Consider the following 16,973-nt stretch of genomic DNA (forward strand, 5'->3'; position numbering starts at 1 on the left):
CTTCGCGCCCACCTTTCCTCCGCACCCGAAGTGGAACCATTCGTGGCCGACCCGCAGTCCCCCGTGATCCGCACCGTCGTCGAGCAGTCCCTCCGTGTCCTGGAGACCTATGCCGTCGACCCGGGCCTGATCCCCGAACACGCCAACGGCGAACGCCGCATCACCCAGGGCGGGTACGGCGACCGGCAGCTCTTCGAACTCGTCCAGAACGCGGCCGACGAGCTGCGCGACGAGCCCGGCGGCCGGATCCACGTCGTCCTCACCGGCACCCATCTGTACTGCGCCAACCAGGGCGACCCGGTGACGCCCGACGGCGCGGAGACCATCCTGCGCATGAGCACGTCCCGCAAGCGCGGCGGGCAGATCGGCCGGTTCGGTGTGGGGGTGAAGTCGGTCCTGGTGGTGACCGACGCGCCCGAATTCTTCAGCCGCGAGGGCAGCTTCGGCTTCGACCGGGCCTGGTCGTTCGAGCTGATCCGCAACGTGCCCGGGGTGCGCGAGCGGTTCGGCGCGGAGTTCGAGGCACCCGTACTGCGCATGGCCCGCGAGCTGGACATGGCGGCCGAGCGCCTCAAGGACCAGGTGCTGGACGAACTGCTGGCGTGGGCCACCACGGTGGTCCGTCTCCCGCTGCTGCCCGGCGCCGCCGATCGGCTGGGCAAGGACATGCACGGCCACCAGGGCACCGCCGGTCACGACACCCGCGAGGAATTCCCGTCCGGCTTCCACCTGTTCTCCCCGCACGTGGGCCAGGTGGTCCTGGAGGACCGCCGGCCCCGCCCGATCGCGCGCCGGGCCCTCCAGGCCGAGCGGGTCGGCAACCTGCACACGATCCAGGAGGAACGGGTCGGCAAGCCGCCGGCGACCTCGCAGTGGCGGGTCTTCACCCGCACCCACGAACCGACCGAGGTCGCCCGACGCGACGCGGGCGAGCTGCACGACCGGCTGACCGTCGACCTGGCCTGGGCGGTCCCGGCCTACAACACGGACGAGCGGACCGGCCTGCTCGGCTACGCCGACGCCAAGGGGCGGGGCCGGTTCTGGTCGTTCTTCCCGACCAAGTACGAGATGACCCTCAGCGGCATCCTGAACGGGGCGTGGAAGACCAACGAGGACCGGCAGAACCTGCTGGACTCCTCGCCGTTCAACGTCGAGATGATCCGGACCGCCGCCGGCCTGGTGGTCGACTCGCTGCCCGAACTCGCGCCGGCGGAGGACCCCGGCGCGTACCTCCCGCTGCTGCCGGGCCGTTCCAAGGGCGTGGAGACGATCAGTTGGGCCGACCGGCTGCTCACCGAGCAGATCTGGGCCACCACCGCGGTGCGGCCGTCGCTGCCCGACCAGGACGGTGTCCTGCGCGTCCCCGGCAGCCTGAACATCCACCCGGACCTGGGGAAGGACGGCACCGCGGTCAACCGCTGGCTTCGGTCCTGGCACGCGTACCCCGGGCGCCCTCGCGACTGGGTGCACCCCTCGGCCGAGGCCACCGACCTGCGCACGGGCAAGGTCCAGCACATCCTGGCCGCCGCCCGCCGGCAGCGGGCCTCGATCGTCGAGTGGCTCGAGGCGCTGGTCTCCGACGGCACGGCCGAGGCTTCGGCGACGGCCGTCCGGATCGTCGCCGACATGATCGCTTCGAACGCCGGCTGCGCCGCGGAGGCCCGCACGGCCAGGATCGTGCTCACCGAGGAGAACGGCCTGGTCGCCCCTCGGGGAAGCGTGGTGTACCGCCGCACCGAGGAGGACGGCCTGCGGGAGTCGCTGGTCTACGTGGACCGCGCCCTGTCCGACGACCCGTCGCTGCACTCCGCCCTCACCGCCCTCGGCATCCAGGAAGCCGACGTCCGGGGGCGCTTCGTGAGCGTCCTCGACCAGGGCTTCGGCTCGTACGGCCCGCAGGAGTGGAACCGGTTCTGGGAGCTCTTCCACCGGGCGGGTGCCTCCGTGGTGGGCCATGAGGTGACCACTCGGGTGGACGCGCCCCTGGAGACGCTGATGGTGCGGACGGCGGACGGCCGCTTCCACACCATGCGCGACTGCATGCTGCCCGGTGTCGTCGTCACCGCGGAGAGCGACCCCGAGATCGCGGTGGACATGCGCTTCCACTCCGACGACGCGGGATTCTTCCGCGAGTTGGGCCTGCGGGACCGCCCGACCGGCAAGCACAGGCCCGAGGAGGAGCCCTGGTTCGAGGAGTACCGGGCCGCCGCGCACGCGGCGTACTGCCGTACGCTCGACGACCGGGCGAGTCGGCCGACCCTGGCCAGGATCAGGATCGACGGTTCGCCCGTCGGTGGGCCCCTGCACCTGCTGCCCCGGCTCTCGGAGCCGGCCCGCGCGGCCTTCGTCCGGGCGCTGCCGGAGGACGCGCTGGTCGAGCACTGGACCCTGCAGATCGGGGCCCAGGTCGACTCCCGTCGATCGGTGCAGTCCCCCATCCGGTGGATGATCTCCCGGCACGGTCTGATCGAGACGTCCCAGGGCCTCAGGCCCCTCAAGGAAGCCGTGGGACCGCAGCTCGGCGGCTACCGTGATGTGCTCCCGGTGGCGTCGATCAGCGAGGAGAAGTCCCGGAAGCTCGGGCTCGCGGACAGCGTCGAGAAGGTCCGTACGAAGCAGTGGGAGCAGCTCCTGGAGAAACTCCAGGAGAGCGAGGACGACACCTTCGTCGGTTCCACCTACGCCCTGCTGACCCGGTTGGAGATCCCCTTCCCCGAGGACTCGCTGACCCGCTGCCGGATCGGCGACGCCTGGGACACCCGGGCGGACGGCGAGATCGCCGTCGCCGCGAACCCGGAGGAGTACCGCTCCTTGCAGGCCGAGCGGGTGCCCGCGCTGCTGATGCCGGACCAGGAGTCCGCCGACCTCATGGTCGAGCAGTGGGGCATGCTGCGCCACGACGACGTCGTCAGCCGGGAGACCCGGCACGAGTCGAGCGTGGAGCCGGTTCCGCTGGACGAGGAGTTCCCGACGCTGCGGCAGAAGATGGGCGGCTCGGTCGGCACCTACTCGCTGCTGCGCTGCTCCACGCTGGAGGAGGTCGTCCGTACCCCGCACGGTGCCCGGGCGAAGTCCCTGGCGAGCGCCCGCCAGGGCAACGTGATCAAGGTCGTGGACTCGCTGGACCGGCTGGGCACGCTCCGGGCCGTGGACCGCGAGTTGGGTCTGCGGATGGGAGAGGCCGGCTGCCGGGCGCTCCTGGAGGCGCAGGTCCGTCAGGAGCAGGACGAGAAGGTGCGTTCCTCGCTCAAGGCGATCCGCGAGGCCGAGGACGTGACGGCCAAGCTGGAACTGCTGATCGGTGCAGAGGCCCTGCGCGACCGGCTCCCCTCAGGACTCATGGACGCCGAGCGCCAGGATCCGGACGGGCCGGAGCCCACCGGTCGCCGGATCGCGCAGATGGCGTTCAACGCGCACGGCGACAGCGTGCTCAAGACCCATGCGCGCGACATCCAGGAACGCTTCCCGAGCGCCCCGTCCTCCTACACCGGGGGCCCGGCGGCGGTCTCCTTCGTCGCCGATCTCGGCCTGCCCGCGCCCTTTGCCGGATACCGGGCCCCGGCCCTCGAACAGAGCCTGACCGTGGACGGCCCCCGGGACTTCCCCCGCCTGCACGAGTACCAGGAACGTCTCGCCCTCAACATCTTCGAGATGCTGGACCGACTCGCCCCGCAGCGCGCCATGCTCTCCCTGCCCACCGGCGCCGGCAAGACGCGGGTCACCGCCGAAGCCGTCATCCGTTGGGTCAAGCAGGCCGGTGAGCTGAACGGTCCGATCCTGTGGATCGCCCAGACCGAGGAACTGTGCGAACAGGCCGTACAGAGCTGGCAGTTCGTCTGGAGCAAGGCCGGCGCGCAGGAGCGGCTGACGATCAACCGGCTGTGGACCTCGAACGAGGCCGCCCCGGTCACCGACGGGCCGCAGCTCGTGGTGGCCACCGACGCCAAGCTGCGGGTGTGCCTCGACACCGACCGCTACGCCTGGCTGCGGGCCGCCGCCCTGGTGGTGGTGGACGAGGCGCACGTGGCCACCAGCCCGAGCTACACCGAGATCCTGAGCCTGCTCGGCCTGACCCAGCACCGGACGGATCGGCACCTCCTCGGTCTCACCGCCACCCCGTTCCGCGGCCACAACGAGGAGGAGACCCGCCGGCTGGTCAACAGGTTCGGCACCCGTCGGCTGGACGAGGGCGTCTTCCCCTCCGACGACGCCTACGGCCACCTCCAGGAGATCGGTGTACTGGCACACGTCGAGCACAAGGAGCTGACCGGCGGCACCATCGAACTGTCGCGCCAGGAGCGGGAGAGCGCCGAGCAGTTCAGTCTGCTGTCCAAGGCCGCCGAGCAGCGTCTGGCCGACGACCACGACCGCAGCCGCCGCATCGTCGACGAGGTCGCGGACATGGACGCGAACTGGCCGGTGCTGGTCTTCGCCACCTCCGTGGAGCACGCCAAGTACCTGGCGGCCATGCTGATGGACCGCGGGATCTCGGCTTCCTCGGTGGACGCCACCACCTCCGACAGCGACCGTCGTTCCAGGATCCGGGACTTCCGTGACGGCCGAGTACGCGTGCTCACCAACTACGGGGTGCTCACCCAGGGCTTCGACGCCCCCGCCACCCGCGCGGTCGTCGTCGCCCGGCCCGTCTACAGCCCCAACGTGTACCAGCAGATGATCGGCCGCGGTCTGCGCGGCCCCCGCAACGGCGGCAAGGACACCTGCCTCATCCTCAACGTCCGCGACAACATCCGGAACTTCGACACCGCCCTCGCCTTCACGCAGTTCGAGCACCTGTGGAGCAACCGATGACCACCCACCCCGAGGACGGCCCCGTCCTCACCGCCGAACAGCAGGCCGTCGTGGACCGGCCGTGGGACACCCGGCTGCTGGTCACCGCGGGAGCGGGGACGGGCAAGACCCACACCCTGGTGCGCCGCATGGACGCGCTCGTCGGACACACCGACCCGGACGAGGCGCTGGAGGCGTCCGAGCTGCTGGTCCTCAGCTTCTCCCGCGCCGCCGTCCGGGAGCTGCGCGACCGGATCGCCCGACACGGGGAACACGCGCGACGGGTACGGGTACAGACCTTCGACTCCTGGGCCTACTCCCTGCTGCTCCAGGCGCACCCGGACGGGGAGTGGTCGGCGCTCTCGTTCGACGAGCGGATCCGGGCGGCCACCGACGCGATCGAGAAGGGCGCGCTGGAGTCCCTGGAGGCAGGCCCGCCCACGCACGTGATCATCGACGAGGTGCAGGACCTGGTGGGCGCCCGCCGGGAGATGGTGGAGTCGTTGCTCGACCGGCTCCAGGACTCCTGCGGGTTCACCCTGGTCGGCGACTCCGCCCAGGCGATCTACGACTTCCAGATCGAGGACCCGGAGGAGTACGCCGATCGCGCCGACCTCTTCCTCCGCTGGGTGCGGATCTCCTATGCCGACGACCTGGAGGAGCTGCGGCTGACCCGCAACTTCCGGGCCGTCACCCCCGAAGCGCGCACCGCGCTCCCGCTCGGCCCCGCCGTCCAGGCCGTCGGCAGCGCCCCCGAAGGCGCGGACACGGCCGCCGAACGCCTCCACGAGGAGCTGCGCGAGCTGCTGCTCGATCTGCCCGACCTGGGCTCGTTCACCGACTCGTTCACGCTGGACACGCTGCGGTCGTTCCCCGGCACCTGCGCGATCCTGTGCCGCGACAACCGGCAGGCTCTGGTCGTCTCGGAGCTGCTGCACACCCAGGGCGTCCCGCACGCCCTGCGCCGCCCGCTCCGGGACCGGCCGGTGCCGTACTGGGTCGCCGAGGTGCTGCGTCGGACCGCGGCCGCCACCCTGGCCGAGGAGCGACTGCGTGACCTGCTCGCCGCGATCCCCCTGCCCGAGGAGACCGACCTCGACCGGGTGTGGCGATCCCTGCGCCCGGCGGCACGCGGCGCCGGGCGGGGCACCCTCGACGTGGTGCGGTTGCGCCGTCTGGTGGCGGAGCGCCGGTTCCCGGACGAGTTGGCCGATCCGGAACCGGCCCGGCTCGTGGTGTCCACGGTGCACCGCTCCAAGGGCCTGGAGTTCGACCGGGTGATCGTGCTCAACCCGCCGACCGTCGCCGAACTGCGTCGCCGCACCGAGGCACCGGACGTTCCCGCCGAGGCCCGCGCGCTCTACGTGGCGATGACCCGGGCGCGGGAGGACCTGTACCGGGTCGCCCCGCCTGACACGGTGACGGTGCTCAGGCACAAGCCGACCGGCCGGCTGTACCGGGGAGTCCCGAACCAGCGTCTGCAGTGGCGGCGCGACGGCATCGAAGTGCGGGCCGGAGACGTGGACGCCCTGGAACCGGCCGACGCCGTCGGTGACGCCCCCGGCGCCCAGGCTTACCTGCTGGAGCGGGTACGGCCGGGGGACGCGGTGTCGTTGCGGCTGCGTGACGCCCTCCCCATGGGCTCCGAGCAGAGCCCTCGGTACGCCCTGCTGCACGAAGGGCGGGAGATCGGCGACGCCTCCGAGGTCTTCCGGAGTCAGTTGCACTCCGTCCTCAAGGTCGGCTCCACGTGGGAGATCCGCTGGCCCGAGGAGATCTCCGGTCTGCGCATCGACTGCCTGGAGTCGGTCGCGGGCAGTCCGGCCGCCGGGGCCAACGCGGGCCTCGGCGACCACGGGGTGTGGATCGCCCCTCGCATCAGCGGAATCGGACGGTTCCGGCACACCACCGGAACCCAGGAGGAGCAGGAATGACCATCCACGCAGGGCGGCACGCCGAGCACTACCGGGTCCGTGAGGACCTGGTGTCCCGGCTCCGCCGGGAGCTGCTGGGCCCCGACATCGGGGACTCCGCCGAGGACCGGGCCGAGGTCCTGGACCAGGACGCCCCGATCACCCGCTATCCCATCGGCGTGCTCTACCCGCGCCCGGCGGACGCCGCGGCGAGCCGTCGTCTCGAGGAGGACGACGAGGAACAGAGCGGCCTCGACGAGGAGCCCCTGCCCAGGTCGGCCGGCCTCGACGAGTCCGGCCCGTCCGTCGACCACCACGACTCCGGCGGTCGACGGCCGTCCAGTGTCGGTCTGACCTTCGCGGTCGACCCCACCGTGTGCCGGGAGATCGTGGTCTCGGCCCGTGCCGCCGTGTACGAGCCGGAGGACGCCGAAGGGCGCAAGGTCTCGGCGCGTCGCAGCGAGGCCCGCACCACCTCCGACCAGCGGGAGCACTGGCGTCGGGTGGAACTCGACCTGGCGGACGTCACGATCGACCTCGCCCTCCCGGACCGTCGTGGCGACTACTACCCGATCGACCGACCGGTCCGGCTGGACGTGCACGTCCGCCGCCCGTCGAAGGAGACCGGCACGGTCACCGTCACGGTCACCCTGGTGAACGAGCAGAGGGTCGGCGAGCGGGAGCTCCAGGACGCCTTCGCCCTGTTCCAGGCCGGGCTGACGGTCCGTGCCGCCGACGGGTCCAGTGCGTTCGTGGAACGTCCGACCACGCTGTCCGCCGTGGACCCCGAGCTGGAGAGCAGCAGGCTGCTGCACCGGCACGCCCCCACCTTCGCCACCGGCCACGGCTGCGCGGCGGTATGGGACTGGACCCCGCCCCCGATCGGCCTCACCGACGTGGTGCAGGCGGGAGTGAGCGAGGTGCGCACCGAGTTCGTGCCCACGCACGAGGTGCTGCTCACCGACTCCAACCCGACGATCGACGCGAGTGCCCTCACCATGCTCGGCCTGGCCGAGGCCGGGGACGCCGAAGTGATCGCCGCGTTGGACGGGCTGGCCGACGGCTACGAACGGTGGATCGAGCGGAAGCGGGACGAAGCCGCCGAACTCGCCGGTACCTCGTACGAGACGGCCGCCGCCGAGCAGGTCCGCGCCTGCCGCGAGGCCCTGGAACGGATCCGGGGGGGCATCGCGCTGCTGCGCGACAAACCCGACCTGATGTGGGCGTTCCGCCTGGCCAACCGGGCGATGGCGACCCAGCGGGCCCGGGCCGCCTGGGTCAAGAGCGGCCGGATCGGCGAACCCGACCCGACGACGGCACGCTGGCGTCCGTTCCAGATCGCCTTCGTACTGCTGTGCCTGGCCGGGGTGGACGACCCGGAGCACCCCGACCGGGGCGTGTCCGACCTGCTGTGGTTCCCCACCGGTGGTGGCAAGACCGAGGCGTACCTGGGCCTGATCGCCCTGACCACCTTCCTGCGCCGCAAGCGGCTCGGACCGGCCGGCGGCGGGGTCACCGTCCTGATGCGCTACACGCTGCGCCTGCTGACCCTCCAGCAGTTCGAGCGCGCCGCCATCCTGATCTGCGCCATGGAGCGGATGCGGCTGGAGAACCCCGGGGAACTGGGCCACGAGAAGATCTCCATCGGCATGTGGGTGGGGCGCTCCGCCACGCCGAACACCCTGGAGGTGGCCTCCCGGCAGCTCGCCGCCGCCCGCTCCGGCCGGGTGCTCCAGACGGAGAATCCCGTCCAGTTGCACGCCTGTCCGTGGTGCGGGACCGCCCTGGACGCCCACCGCTACGCAGTGGACGAGGAGGCCAAGCGGATGGACGTGCGCTGCCCCGGCACGGACTGCGCGTTCTCCGACGGGCTGCCCGTGCACCTGATCGACCAGGCGGTGTACGCGGCCCGGCCCACCCTGGTGATCGCCACCGTCGACAAGTTCGCCTCGATGCCCTGGCGGGAACAGACCGCCGCCCTCTTCAACCGGGACCGTCAGGACTCCACCCCTCCGCCGGAGTTGATCGTGCAGGACGAGCTGCACCTGATCTCCGGACCGCTGGGCACCCTGACCGGCCTGTACGAGACCGCCGTCGACGTGCTCGCCGAGCGGCCCAAGGTGATCGCCTCCACCGCGACCATCCGCCGGGCCGCCGACCAGGGCAGGGCCCTGTTCTCCCGCGAGGTACGGCAGTTCCCGCCCGCCGGACTGGACGCCCGCGATTCGTGGTTCGCCGTGGAGACCCCGGCGAACGAGAAGGCGTCGCGCCGCTACGTGGGCCTGCTCACCCCCGGCACGAGCCAGTCCACCCTGCTGATCCGCACCTACGCCACGCTGCTCCACCAGGCACTGCGGACCGACGCGCGCCAGGAGGTGCGCGACGCCTACTGGACCCTGGTCGGCTACTTCAACAGCCTCCGTCTGCTGTCCGCCGCCGAACTCCAGGTCCACGACGACGTCGTGGCCTATCTGGAGCACCTGGCCGAACGCGACGGGAGCGAGCCGCGGTCCGTCGGCAACTACTCCGAGCTGACCAGCCGGGTGGACGCCAGCGAGATCCCGGCCCGGCTGAAGCAGATCGAGCGCAGGCTGACGGACGGTGACACGGCGGACGTGGTGGACGTGCTGCTGGCCACCAACATGATCGCCGTCGGCGTGGACGTGGACCGACTCGGTCTGATGGCCGTCATGGGCCAGCCGCAGACCACCGCCGAGTACATCCAGGCCACCAGCCGGGTCGGCCGCGCCCACCCGGGCCTGGTCGCGGTGATGCTCAACTCGAGCCGTTCCAGGGACCGTTCGCACTACGAGAACTTCCAGCACTTCCACTCCGCGCTCTACCGCGAGGTCGAGTCCACCTCGGTGACGCCGTTCTCGGCCCGGGCCCGTGACCGTGGCCTGCACGCGGTGATCGTCGCACTGGCCCGCATCCTGATCCCGGCGGCCCGCAGGGACGAGGACGCGGGGCGGATCGACCTCTTCCACGAGGAACTGCGGGAGCGGATCCGCCCGCTGATCCTCGACCGGGTCGCGAACGTCTCCCCGGAGGAGGTCGACCACGTCGACGCGGCCTTCGAGGAGTTCGTCGGATGGTGGTACGAGGAGGCCGAAGCGAACGGCAACCTGTGCTACGAACCGAAGCGCGGGCGTTCCAACCCCTCGCTGCTCAAGCCCTACGACGACGCCCTGGAGGACGTCGAGGCGTGGGAGACCCTGTGGTCCCTGCGCGACGTCGACGCCGAGTCCGCCCTGTTCATGGAGGCATCCCGATGACCCCGCCCCCGTCCCGTCGACGGCGCACCGCCGGCTCCACGACTCCGGCCCACAACCTGCCCCGGCGCGGCGCGGTCCGTCGGGCCCAGGCCATCACCACCTACGGCGTGGGTTCGTTGGTCGCCGTGGAACAGGAGTCCTTCATCGTCTCGGGCATCGACGGCGCGGCGGACCAGTGGCCGCGCGACGAGGCCCCGGTGATCCGCGAACCCCGTCTCGCCCGGGTGCTGGGAGTGACGCACTTCCGTCTGCCGCCCGCTTCCGGTGACGGCAGTCGCGACGGCATCCGGGTGCGCCGCTTCCCCCTCTGGCACCACTGCCCCGAGTGCCACGCGCTGGACCACGTACGGAAGTTCAACTCTCCGCCCGGACGGAACGAGTGCGGCGAGTGCGGCGAGCCGCTGGTGCCCTCCCGGTTCGTGGTCGCCTGCGAGGACGGGCACATCTCCGACTTCCCGTACTGGCGGTGGCTGCATCGGGGCCGGCGCGCCGAGAGCGGCTTCTGCGGCGGTCGGATGAGCCTGACGTCCTCCGGACGCACCGCCTCGCTCCGTTCCGTCGTGATCTCCTGTTCCTGCGGCGTGCCCGAGGTGTCCATGGAGGGCTCCTTCCGGGCCGGCGCCCTCAAGGAGCTGGGGTTCGACTGTCCGGGCGATCGCCCCTGGCTGAAGGGGGCCGACAGGATCCCCTGCTCCCGGAGGCCCCGGACGCTCCAACGCGGCTCCTCCTCCGTCTGGCAGCCGGTGCTGCGCTCGGCCCTGTCCATCCCCCCGTGGAGCGACACCCGGGTGCACGCCCTGGACGAGCACTGGGACGATCTCCGCGCGTGTTCCGACCTCGCCCAGATCGAGATCCACCTGAAGTACATCTTCAAGGGGTCCACGTCCCCGGTGAGTCCCCAGCAGGTCCTGGACCTGATCTCCGCGATGGAGGCCGAGGACCCCTCCGCCGAGGACACCCCCGATCGGGACCAGGAGCAGCGCTACCGGGCCCTGCGCGACCTGGAGTTCCGGCGTCTGTGTGCCGGCAACCCGGAGGAATCCGGGCACCACACCGAGCAGTTCGTCTGCGAGCCGCCGATCGGCGACGAGAAGCCCCTGACCGAGCTGGGCCTGGTCACCCCGATGCTGGTGAAGAAACTGCGCGAGGTCCGCGCACTGAAGTCCTTCACCCGGGTCATCGATCCCGAGACCTCCGCCGAGGGCCACGAGGCGCAGTTGTCGCTCGCTCCCACCGACTGGTTGCCCGCCATGGAGGTCCACGGCGAGGGGGTGTTCCTCCGGTTCGACGAGGAGCAGGTGGACGCCTGGGCCGAACAGCCCGCCGTCGTCGACCGGGTGGCCCGTATGCGGCACCACCACCAGCGGGTCCTCACCGAACGAGCCTCCGATCCGGCCCGGGTCCCGGTCTCCCCCACCACGCCGCGCATGGCCCTGCTGCACACCTTCGCGCACGTGATGATCAACGAATGGAGTCTGGACTCGGGCTACCCGGCCGCCTCGCTGCGCGAACGGATCTACTCGGGCGACGAAATGGCCGGGGTGCTGATCTACACGGCCACCAGTGACTCGGCCGGCAGCCTCGGCGGCCTGGTCGCCCAAGGCGAGATCGACCGCCTGGCCCAGGCCGTGAGCTCGGCCGTCCACCGTGCCGAGTGGTGCTCCGCCGACCCCCTGTGCATCGAGACCGAGGTCTCCGGCGCGGGTGGCACCAATCTGGCCGCCTGTCACGCCTGCGTGATGCTCCCGGAGACCAGTTGCGAGCACAACAACGGCCTGCTCGACCGGGCCCTGCTCGTCGGCACCCCGGAGGACCCGTCGATCGGGTTCCTCGCGCACCTGCTCACCCGCTGAGCACCGGGCGCCGAGGGCGGGACGGCACGGCCGGTGCCGTCCCGCCCCGGTGTCACGAGCGCCGCACGGCTCCCTTCACCGTCCGTCGCACGGTACCGGCGCCGGGTTGCCCAGCGCGGCCCGGATCGCGAGACCGAAGGCCCGGGCCACCGGGGGCGGTGACGCGTGGCCCACCTGCCGGTAGCGGTCCGTCTTGCCGCCGGCGAAGGTCCAGTCCTCGGGGAAGCCCTGCAGCCGCGCCGCCTGCTCGACCGTCAGCTTCACCATGTCCGTGCCGTCCGGTGACGGGTCCCAGAGGTCCTCGGGCCCGGGGACCTCATTGGCGACGGTGCCGCCGTTGACCCGCATGCGGGCCCAGGACCGCTTCGATCCGGTCGGCCCCAGATCCGGCCCACCGCGATTCCAGGAACCCCCGACCAGGGTCGGGGCGACCTCGTCGGCCTGTGCGGCCCAGGCCGCGGCGTGCGGCCATCCGCGGGCGGCCATCGAGACGCCCAACGCCTCCCCCACCGTCAGCGGTGGCTCGGTGTCCCGCGCCGGGGGCACGAAGTCACGCATGGAGCCCTCCTTCAGCGCCACCAGGATCCCCTGCTTGCGGTCCTGAGGCACGCCGTGCCACTTCGCGTTGACGACGAACCACTCGTACTCGTACCCGAGGTGTCGGAGTTCGGTCTCGACCTCCGAACGGATGGACTCGTACGCGGGCTTGGAGGCCAACTCGGAGAGGTTCTCGATGAGCAGGGCACGGGGCTGCACGCCGTGCAGGAGCATGACGGTCGCATCGAGCAGCCGGAGCTCCTCCGCGCTGTCCTCACGCCTCACCGCGGCGCTCGCCTTCACCCGGGGCAGACCGGCGGCCAGGAGGTCCACGTCGTAGCACTCCTGGTGCTCCTCCGGAACGAAGTCGAGGAGGTCCGTCCGGAGGACGTGCCAGTCCGGGCGGTTCGACCGCAGCGTCTCGCAGGCCACCGGACGGTTGTCGAGGAGCAACACCGGATCGAACCCGGCTTGTTCGAGACCGAGCGCGAGGCCCCCCGCACCGGCACACACGGCGAGGCAGGTCAGACGGTCGGGACGGGACGCTTCCATGATCACCATTCGTACTCGTCGGAGAACTCGGCAGCGGCCGGAGCCCTGGGTACCGACGGCCGCGTTTCTCCCTGGCGGGAGACGACGGTCAGGATACGCACGGCACGTTGTCCGAGCCCACTGCCCTACCGTGCTCACGCGCCGGGCGCGCGGGCCGGTCAGAGTTCGTCGAGGGGTTCGTCCAGGACGCCCTGGCGGGCGATGATGTAGCCGAGGTGGCCGCGGCTGCGGCTGCCGAGGAGTTCGCTGGCCTTCTGGATGTGGCTGGACACGGTGCGGGTGCTCATGCCGAGGCGGGAGGCGATGGCCTCGTCGGTGTAGCCGTTGACCATCAGGCGCAGCACGTTCTGCCGGGTGCGGGCGGTCAGCAGCCGGGGGCGGTGGTGGCCCTGCTGGTAGGTGACGGGCTCGGCGCGCTCCCACATCAGCTCGAAGATCTTGAGCAGGTACTCGACCAGCGGCGGGAGTTCGATGAGCATCGCGGCGGCCTGGCGGTCGGCGCCGGCCGGGATGAAGGCGGTGGAGCGGTCGCAGATGATCACCCGGTCGAAGACCTCGTTCAGGGTGCGCACCTGGGCGCCCTGGGCGGTGACCTGCTCGATGTAGGCCAGCGTCGGGCCGTGCGAGCGCACGGTGTGCTGGTAGAGGGTGCGTTGGCGCACGCCGCGGCCGGCCAGGGCGAGGTCGCGCGGGAGCGCGTCGCCCAGTTGCTCGGGGCCGCGGCCGCCGCCCGGCTGGGCGGTGAGCAGTTCCTCGCTGCAGGCGGCGACGGCCTTCTCCAGCGCGGGGTTGATCTCCTCGCCCGCCAGCAGCCGGATCGGCAACTTGGCGCGCCGCATGACGTCGCGGTAGGTGTGCTCGGCGGCGTGGAAGGAGGTGTGCAGCGCGGCGAGCCGCTCCTGGTGGGCCAGTACGGCGAGTTCGAGCGGCCGCGCCAGTCCGGTGGCGGCGATGTCGGGCGGGACGGGGACGAGCCGGTCACCGGAGCCGGGCAGCGGGCGCAGCAGACCCATCGCGAGCAGGCATTCGGGGGCTTCGCCGATCGCCTCCCCCTCGGCCAGCGCCGTGCGGTAGAACTCGATGCCCCGGTCGCAGAGCTGGGGTGTTCCCCTTTCCGCGCAGTTGTCCTGACTTGGGCACATCTGGGCATCCTTCCGGCTTCGGCATTGCGGTTTCACGAATGCCCGTACCGGCTACCGCCAGGCATCCGAACCGGCAAGATGGAAGTGACTGCCGTTCGGAAGCCGCCCCCCGGGCTCCGACAGCCGTGAGTGTACGCCCAAAGGGCGCGGAAATCATCGGCTGACGGTAGTCGGGCGTGCACGCAAACGGGGAGCCGGGGTCACGGTCGTGACCGTACCCGGCAGCGGTGACCGGGGGATTGCCGGCGCATCGCACCTGGCGTTCCGACGGGACGTCCGGAGCGGGCGGTCGGTGCACGGAACGGCCTACAGACGGAAGGCACCCCCAGTTGCGAGCTGATTCCGACCCGGCGGCACCGCCCGCCGCCCTCGCCGGCCTGGTGGACCAGCGCCTGGTGCGGCAGTTGGCGGAGGCCGCCGCCGCGCAGGTCGGCTCCGGCGCGGTCCGGCTGCTGGGCGACGGCGGGATTCTCCAGGCCTTCGCCAAGCAGCTGATCGAGGGCGCCCTGGAGCTCGAACTCCAGGAGCACCTGCGCGGCTCCGGCAACAGCAACGGCAGCGGCACCGGCAACGGCTCCGGTCCCGGCGGCAACGGCCGCAACGGCGCCCGGGCCAGACGGCTGCTCACCGAGATCGGCCCGGTCGAGGTGCGGGTGCCCCGGGACCGCGAGGGCAGCTTCACCCCCAAGGCCGTCCTCCCCCGCGCCCGGCGGCTGCCCGGGCTCGACCGGCTGGTGATCTCGCTGACCGCGCGCGGCCTCAGTTCGGGCGAGCTGGTGGCGCACCTGGCCGAGGTGTACGGCGTGGAGCTGAGCCGGGAGACCGTCTCGGCCATCACCGACCAGGTGCTGGACGAGCTCGCCGAGCGGCGCGGGCGGCGGCTCGATCCGGTCTACCCGGTGGTCTTCGTCGACTCGGTGCGCAGCGGCCGCTCGGGCGGGCCGCTGGTGCACCTGGCGCTCGGGGTCTCCACCGAGGGCCGGCGCGAGGTGCTGGGCCTGTGGCCGGCCGCGGACGGTGAGCAGTGGCCGCAGGTGCTGGCGGGGCTCGCCGAGCGCGGGGTGCGGGAGGTCTGGGTGCTGGTTGGCGGCACCGGTGCGGTGCTGGCGGAGGCGGCGGCCGAGCAGTGGCCGCGCACGGTGGTGCACGGTTCGGTGGCGCACCTGCTGCACGCGGCGCTGCGGCACGCGCCCGGCGAGGACTGGGGCGCGCTCTCACGGGCGCTGCGCGAGACCTGTACGGCGCCGACCGAGGCGGCGGCGCTGGAGCGGCTGGCCCAGGCCGAGCGGGAGTGGGGGCCGAGCCACCGCGAGGTGTTCCGGGTGTGGCGGTCGGCCTGGCCGCTGCTGGCCCCCGGTTTCCGCTTCGGCCCGGAGGCGCGGCGGCTGCTGACCGGCGGGGGCGCGCTGGAGCGACTGCACGCCCGGCTGCGCCGGATCGAGCAGTCCGCGGGGCGGGTGCAGGACGAACGGGCGGCGCTCAAGCGCGCCTACCTGGCGACGCTCGCCCTGGAGTCGCCGACCGGGACGGGCCGGCCGTGGGTCGAGGACTGGCCCGCCGTCCGGGAGGAGTTGCGCCGGGGCTCGCTGCGGCGGGCCGGAGTACCCGCTTCCGCCCCGCGATGTCCTCCGCGATGTCCCACGCGCCCACGGAGTTCCCACCACTGATCTGACAGACCCAGGTACGACTTGGATCATGTCTGTCTGTTTTTGGCACGATCTGACCGGGCTTCCGGTTCCCGCATTGCGTGTTCACGATCACAGTGAGAGCTTCCAAGCACGTTTGGGGCTTCGGCAGGATGCATTTCAGAGCGAAGAGGGCAGACCGCCCTCCTCAGGAAGAGGAATTCGCGATGCCAAGCCTTGCCGTCCGCGTCCACAAGATGCTCGGGATGCTCGCCGTCCTGCTGGCCGCCGTGGTCGGCCTCCAGCTCCACGCCCAGCCGCACCTGTCCACGGTCTCCGTCACCGCCCACGACGCCCCCAGCGAGGACTCCGGCTGGGGTCCGTGAGCCGCGGCTCCGTTTGATCACATCCGGTCACGTCCGACCACCCTGCTCCTCCCCTTCTCGCACTGCTCTGCACGGCTACGAACCAGATCTGCACAGCTACGAACAGAGAGGAACCGACGATGGCGAACCCGTTCGAGGATGCCGAGGCCAGCTACCTCGTCCTGACGAACGACGAGGGCCAGCACTCGCTGTGGCCGGCCTTCAGCCCGGTGCCCGCCGGTTGGCAGCAGGTGTTCGGTGCCGCCGGACGGCAGGACTGCCTCGACTACGTCGAGCAGAACTGGCAGGACCTGCGGCCGAAGAGCCTCATCGCGCACCTGTCCGAGCACTGACCCCGGCCACCGCCCACCGACCGTCGGACCGCTGAGCACCGCGCGGCCGCCGGACGGGGATCCGCGCCGAACGGCCGCTCACCCGGTCGCACCACCTCGGCGGCGCAGCACCCGGCACAGCACCATCCGGCAGGGCACCACCCGGCAAAGCACCGCCTGACAATGCACCACCTCGGCAACGCACCACCTCGGCAACGCACCCGGGGCAGACCGCCGCTCACCCGGCACCGCCCCGCACCCGAGCCGCCCCTCACCAGGCCGCTCGCCCGGTCGTCGGCGCACCGCACCGCCGGAACCCGCCGACACCGCCTCACCACACCACCGCAGCACCCCGTCACCGCCGCGCGGCCGCACCGTCACGCCGCCGGCGCGGTCCCGTGTCCGACGTCTACGCGCGTGCATCGAACAGCACCGGCGCGCCACCACCCTCCGCACCGCCGCACCGCACCCGTGTGCCGCACGGACGTCACACGAAGCACACCGCAGCACCGCAAGACGACCGCAACATCGCTCCGCCGACCCCCGGGCCGACCGCCCCGGGGTCAACCCAGCTCGCCGCTCCCGCCACCG

Annotated in this window: 9 protein-coding genes; 7 read left to right on the forward strand and 2 right to left on the reverse strand. The window is 71.9% G+C overall.

The annotated features are described in order from the left end of the window. The first annotated feature begins 42 nt into the window (after positions 1-42). The 4 genes from ACFCY1_RS32545 to drmB are packed head-to-tail and all read left to right on the forward strand — an operon-like array spanning position 43 to position 11,829. Positions 43-4,809, forward strand: coding sequence for a DEAD/DEAH box helicase (locus ACFCY1_RS32545; RefSeq protein ID WP_375876904.1), 4,767 nt, complete (start codon positions 43-45; stop codon positions 4,807-4,809). Further along, a complete protein-coding gene (locus ACFCY1_RS32550; RefSeq protein ID WP_375876905.1) occupies positions 4,806-6,722 on the forward strand; it encodes a UvrD-helicase domain-containing protein in 1,917 nt (638 codons plus the stop codon). Before ACFCY1_RS32545 ends, ACFCY1_RS32550 begins: the two co-directional genes overlap by 4 nt. Beyond that, positions 6,719-9,976 carry a helicase-related protein gene (locus tag ACFCY1_RS32555; RefSeq protein WP_375876906.1) on the forward strand — a complete coding sequence of 1,086 codons (3,258 nt, stop codon included), beginning with the start codon at positions 6,719-6,721 and terminating at the stop codon, positions 9,974-9,976. The genes ACFCY1_RS32550 and ACFCY1_RS32555 overlap by 4 nt, the downstream gene beginning before the upstream one ends. Continuing rightward, entirely contained in the window at positions 9,973-11,829 is a 1,857-nt protein-coding gene (gene drmB / locus ACFCY1_RS32560; RefSeq protein ID WP_375876907.1) for a DrmB family protein, read from the forward strand. Before ACFCY1_RS32555 ends, drmB begins: the two co-directional genes overlap by 4 nt. Positions 11,830-11,904: 75 nt before the next feature. On the opposite strand, the gene ACFCY1_RS32565 is transcribed toward drmB, so the two are convergent. Together ACFCY1_RS32565 and ACFCY1_RS32570 are read right to left on the reverse strand one after the other, a co-directional pair. Further along, a complete protein-coding gene (locus ACFCY1_RS32565; protein ID WP_199823021.1) occupies positions 11,905-12,927 on the reverse strand; it encodes a DNA cytosine methyltransferase in 1,023 nt (340 codons plus the stop codon). A 149-nt stretch (positions 12,928-13,076) separates the two neighbouring features. After that, positions 13,077-14,060 carry a LuxR C-terminal-related transcriptional regulator gene (locus tag ACFCY1_RS32570; RefSeq protein ID WP_375876908.1) on the reverse strand — a complete coding sequence of 328 codons (984 nt, stop codon included), beginning with the start codon at positions 14,058-14,060 and terminating at the stop codon, positions 13,077-13,079. A gap of 329 nt (positions 14,061-14,389) precedes the next feature. Here ACFCY1_RS32570 and ACFCY1_RS32575 point away from each other — a divergent pair, with 329 nt between their 5' ends. From ACFCY1_RS32575 to ACFCY1_RS32585, 3 genes are all read left to right on the forward strand, one after another. After that, positions 14,390-15,727, forward strand: coding sequence for an IS256 family transposase (locus ACFCY1_RS32575; RefSeq protein WP_375876910.1), 1,338 nt, complete (start codon positions 14,390-14,392; stop codon positions 15,725-15,727). Positions 15,728-15,912: 185 nt separating this feature from the next. After that, positions 15,913-16,071: a hypothetical protein gene (locus ACFCY1_RS32580; protein ID WP_158077742.1), complete on the forward strand. Its 159-nt coding sequence runs from the start codon at positions 15,913-15,915 to the stop codon at positions 16,069-16,071. 119 nt (positions 16,072-16,190) lie between these two features. Further along, positions 16,191-16,403 (forward strand): MbtH family protein, encoded by a 213-nt coding sequence (locus ACFCY1_RS32585; protein WP_049649760.1) that lies wholly within the window; start codon positions 16,191-16,193, stop codon positions 16,401-16,403. The last annotated feature ends 570 nt before the right edge of the window (positions 16,404-16,973 follow it).

It is taken from the genome of Kitasatospora sp. NPDC056273 (genome assembly GCF_042268845.1).
Taxonomy (GTDB): Bacteria; Actinomycetota; Actinomycetes; order Streptomycetales; family Streptomycetaceae; genus Kitasatospora.

Bases quoted from the DNA above. Each gene is read 5' to 3' on its own strand.
- ACFCY1_RS32550 (WP_375876905.1), top strand. From the start codon at position 4,806: ATGACCACCCACCCCGAGGACGGCCCCGTCCTCACCGCCGAACAGCAG.
- ACFCY1_RS32555 (WP_375876906.1), top strand. From the start codon at position 6,719: ATGACCATCCACGCAGGGCGGCACGCCGAGCACTACCGGGTCCGTGAG.
- drmB (WP_375876907.1), top strand. From the start codon at position 9,973: ATGACCCCGCCCCCGTCCCGTCGACGGCGCACCGCCGGCTCCACGACT.
- ACFCY1_RS32565 (WP_199823021.1), bottom strand. From the start codon at position 12,927: ATGGTGATCATGGAAGCGTCCCGTCCCGACCGTCTGACCTGCCTCGCC.
- ACFCY1_RS32570 (WP_375876908.1), bottom strand. From the start codon at position 14,060: ATGTGCCCAAGTCAGGACAACTGCGCGGAAAGGGGAACACCCCAGCTC.
- ACFCY1_RS32580 (WP_158077742.1), top strand. From the start codon at position 15,913: ATGCCAAGCCTTGCCGTCCGCGTCCACAAGATGCTCGGGATGCTCGCC.
- ACFCY1_RS32585 (WP_049649760.1), top strand. From the start codon at position 16,191: ATGGCGAACCCGTTCGAGGATGCCGAGGCCAGCTACCTCGTCCTGACG.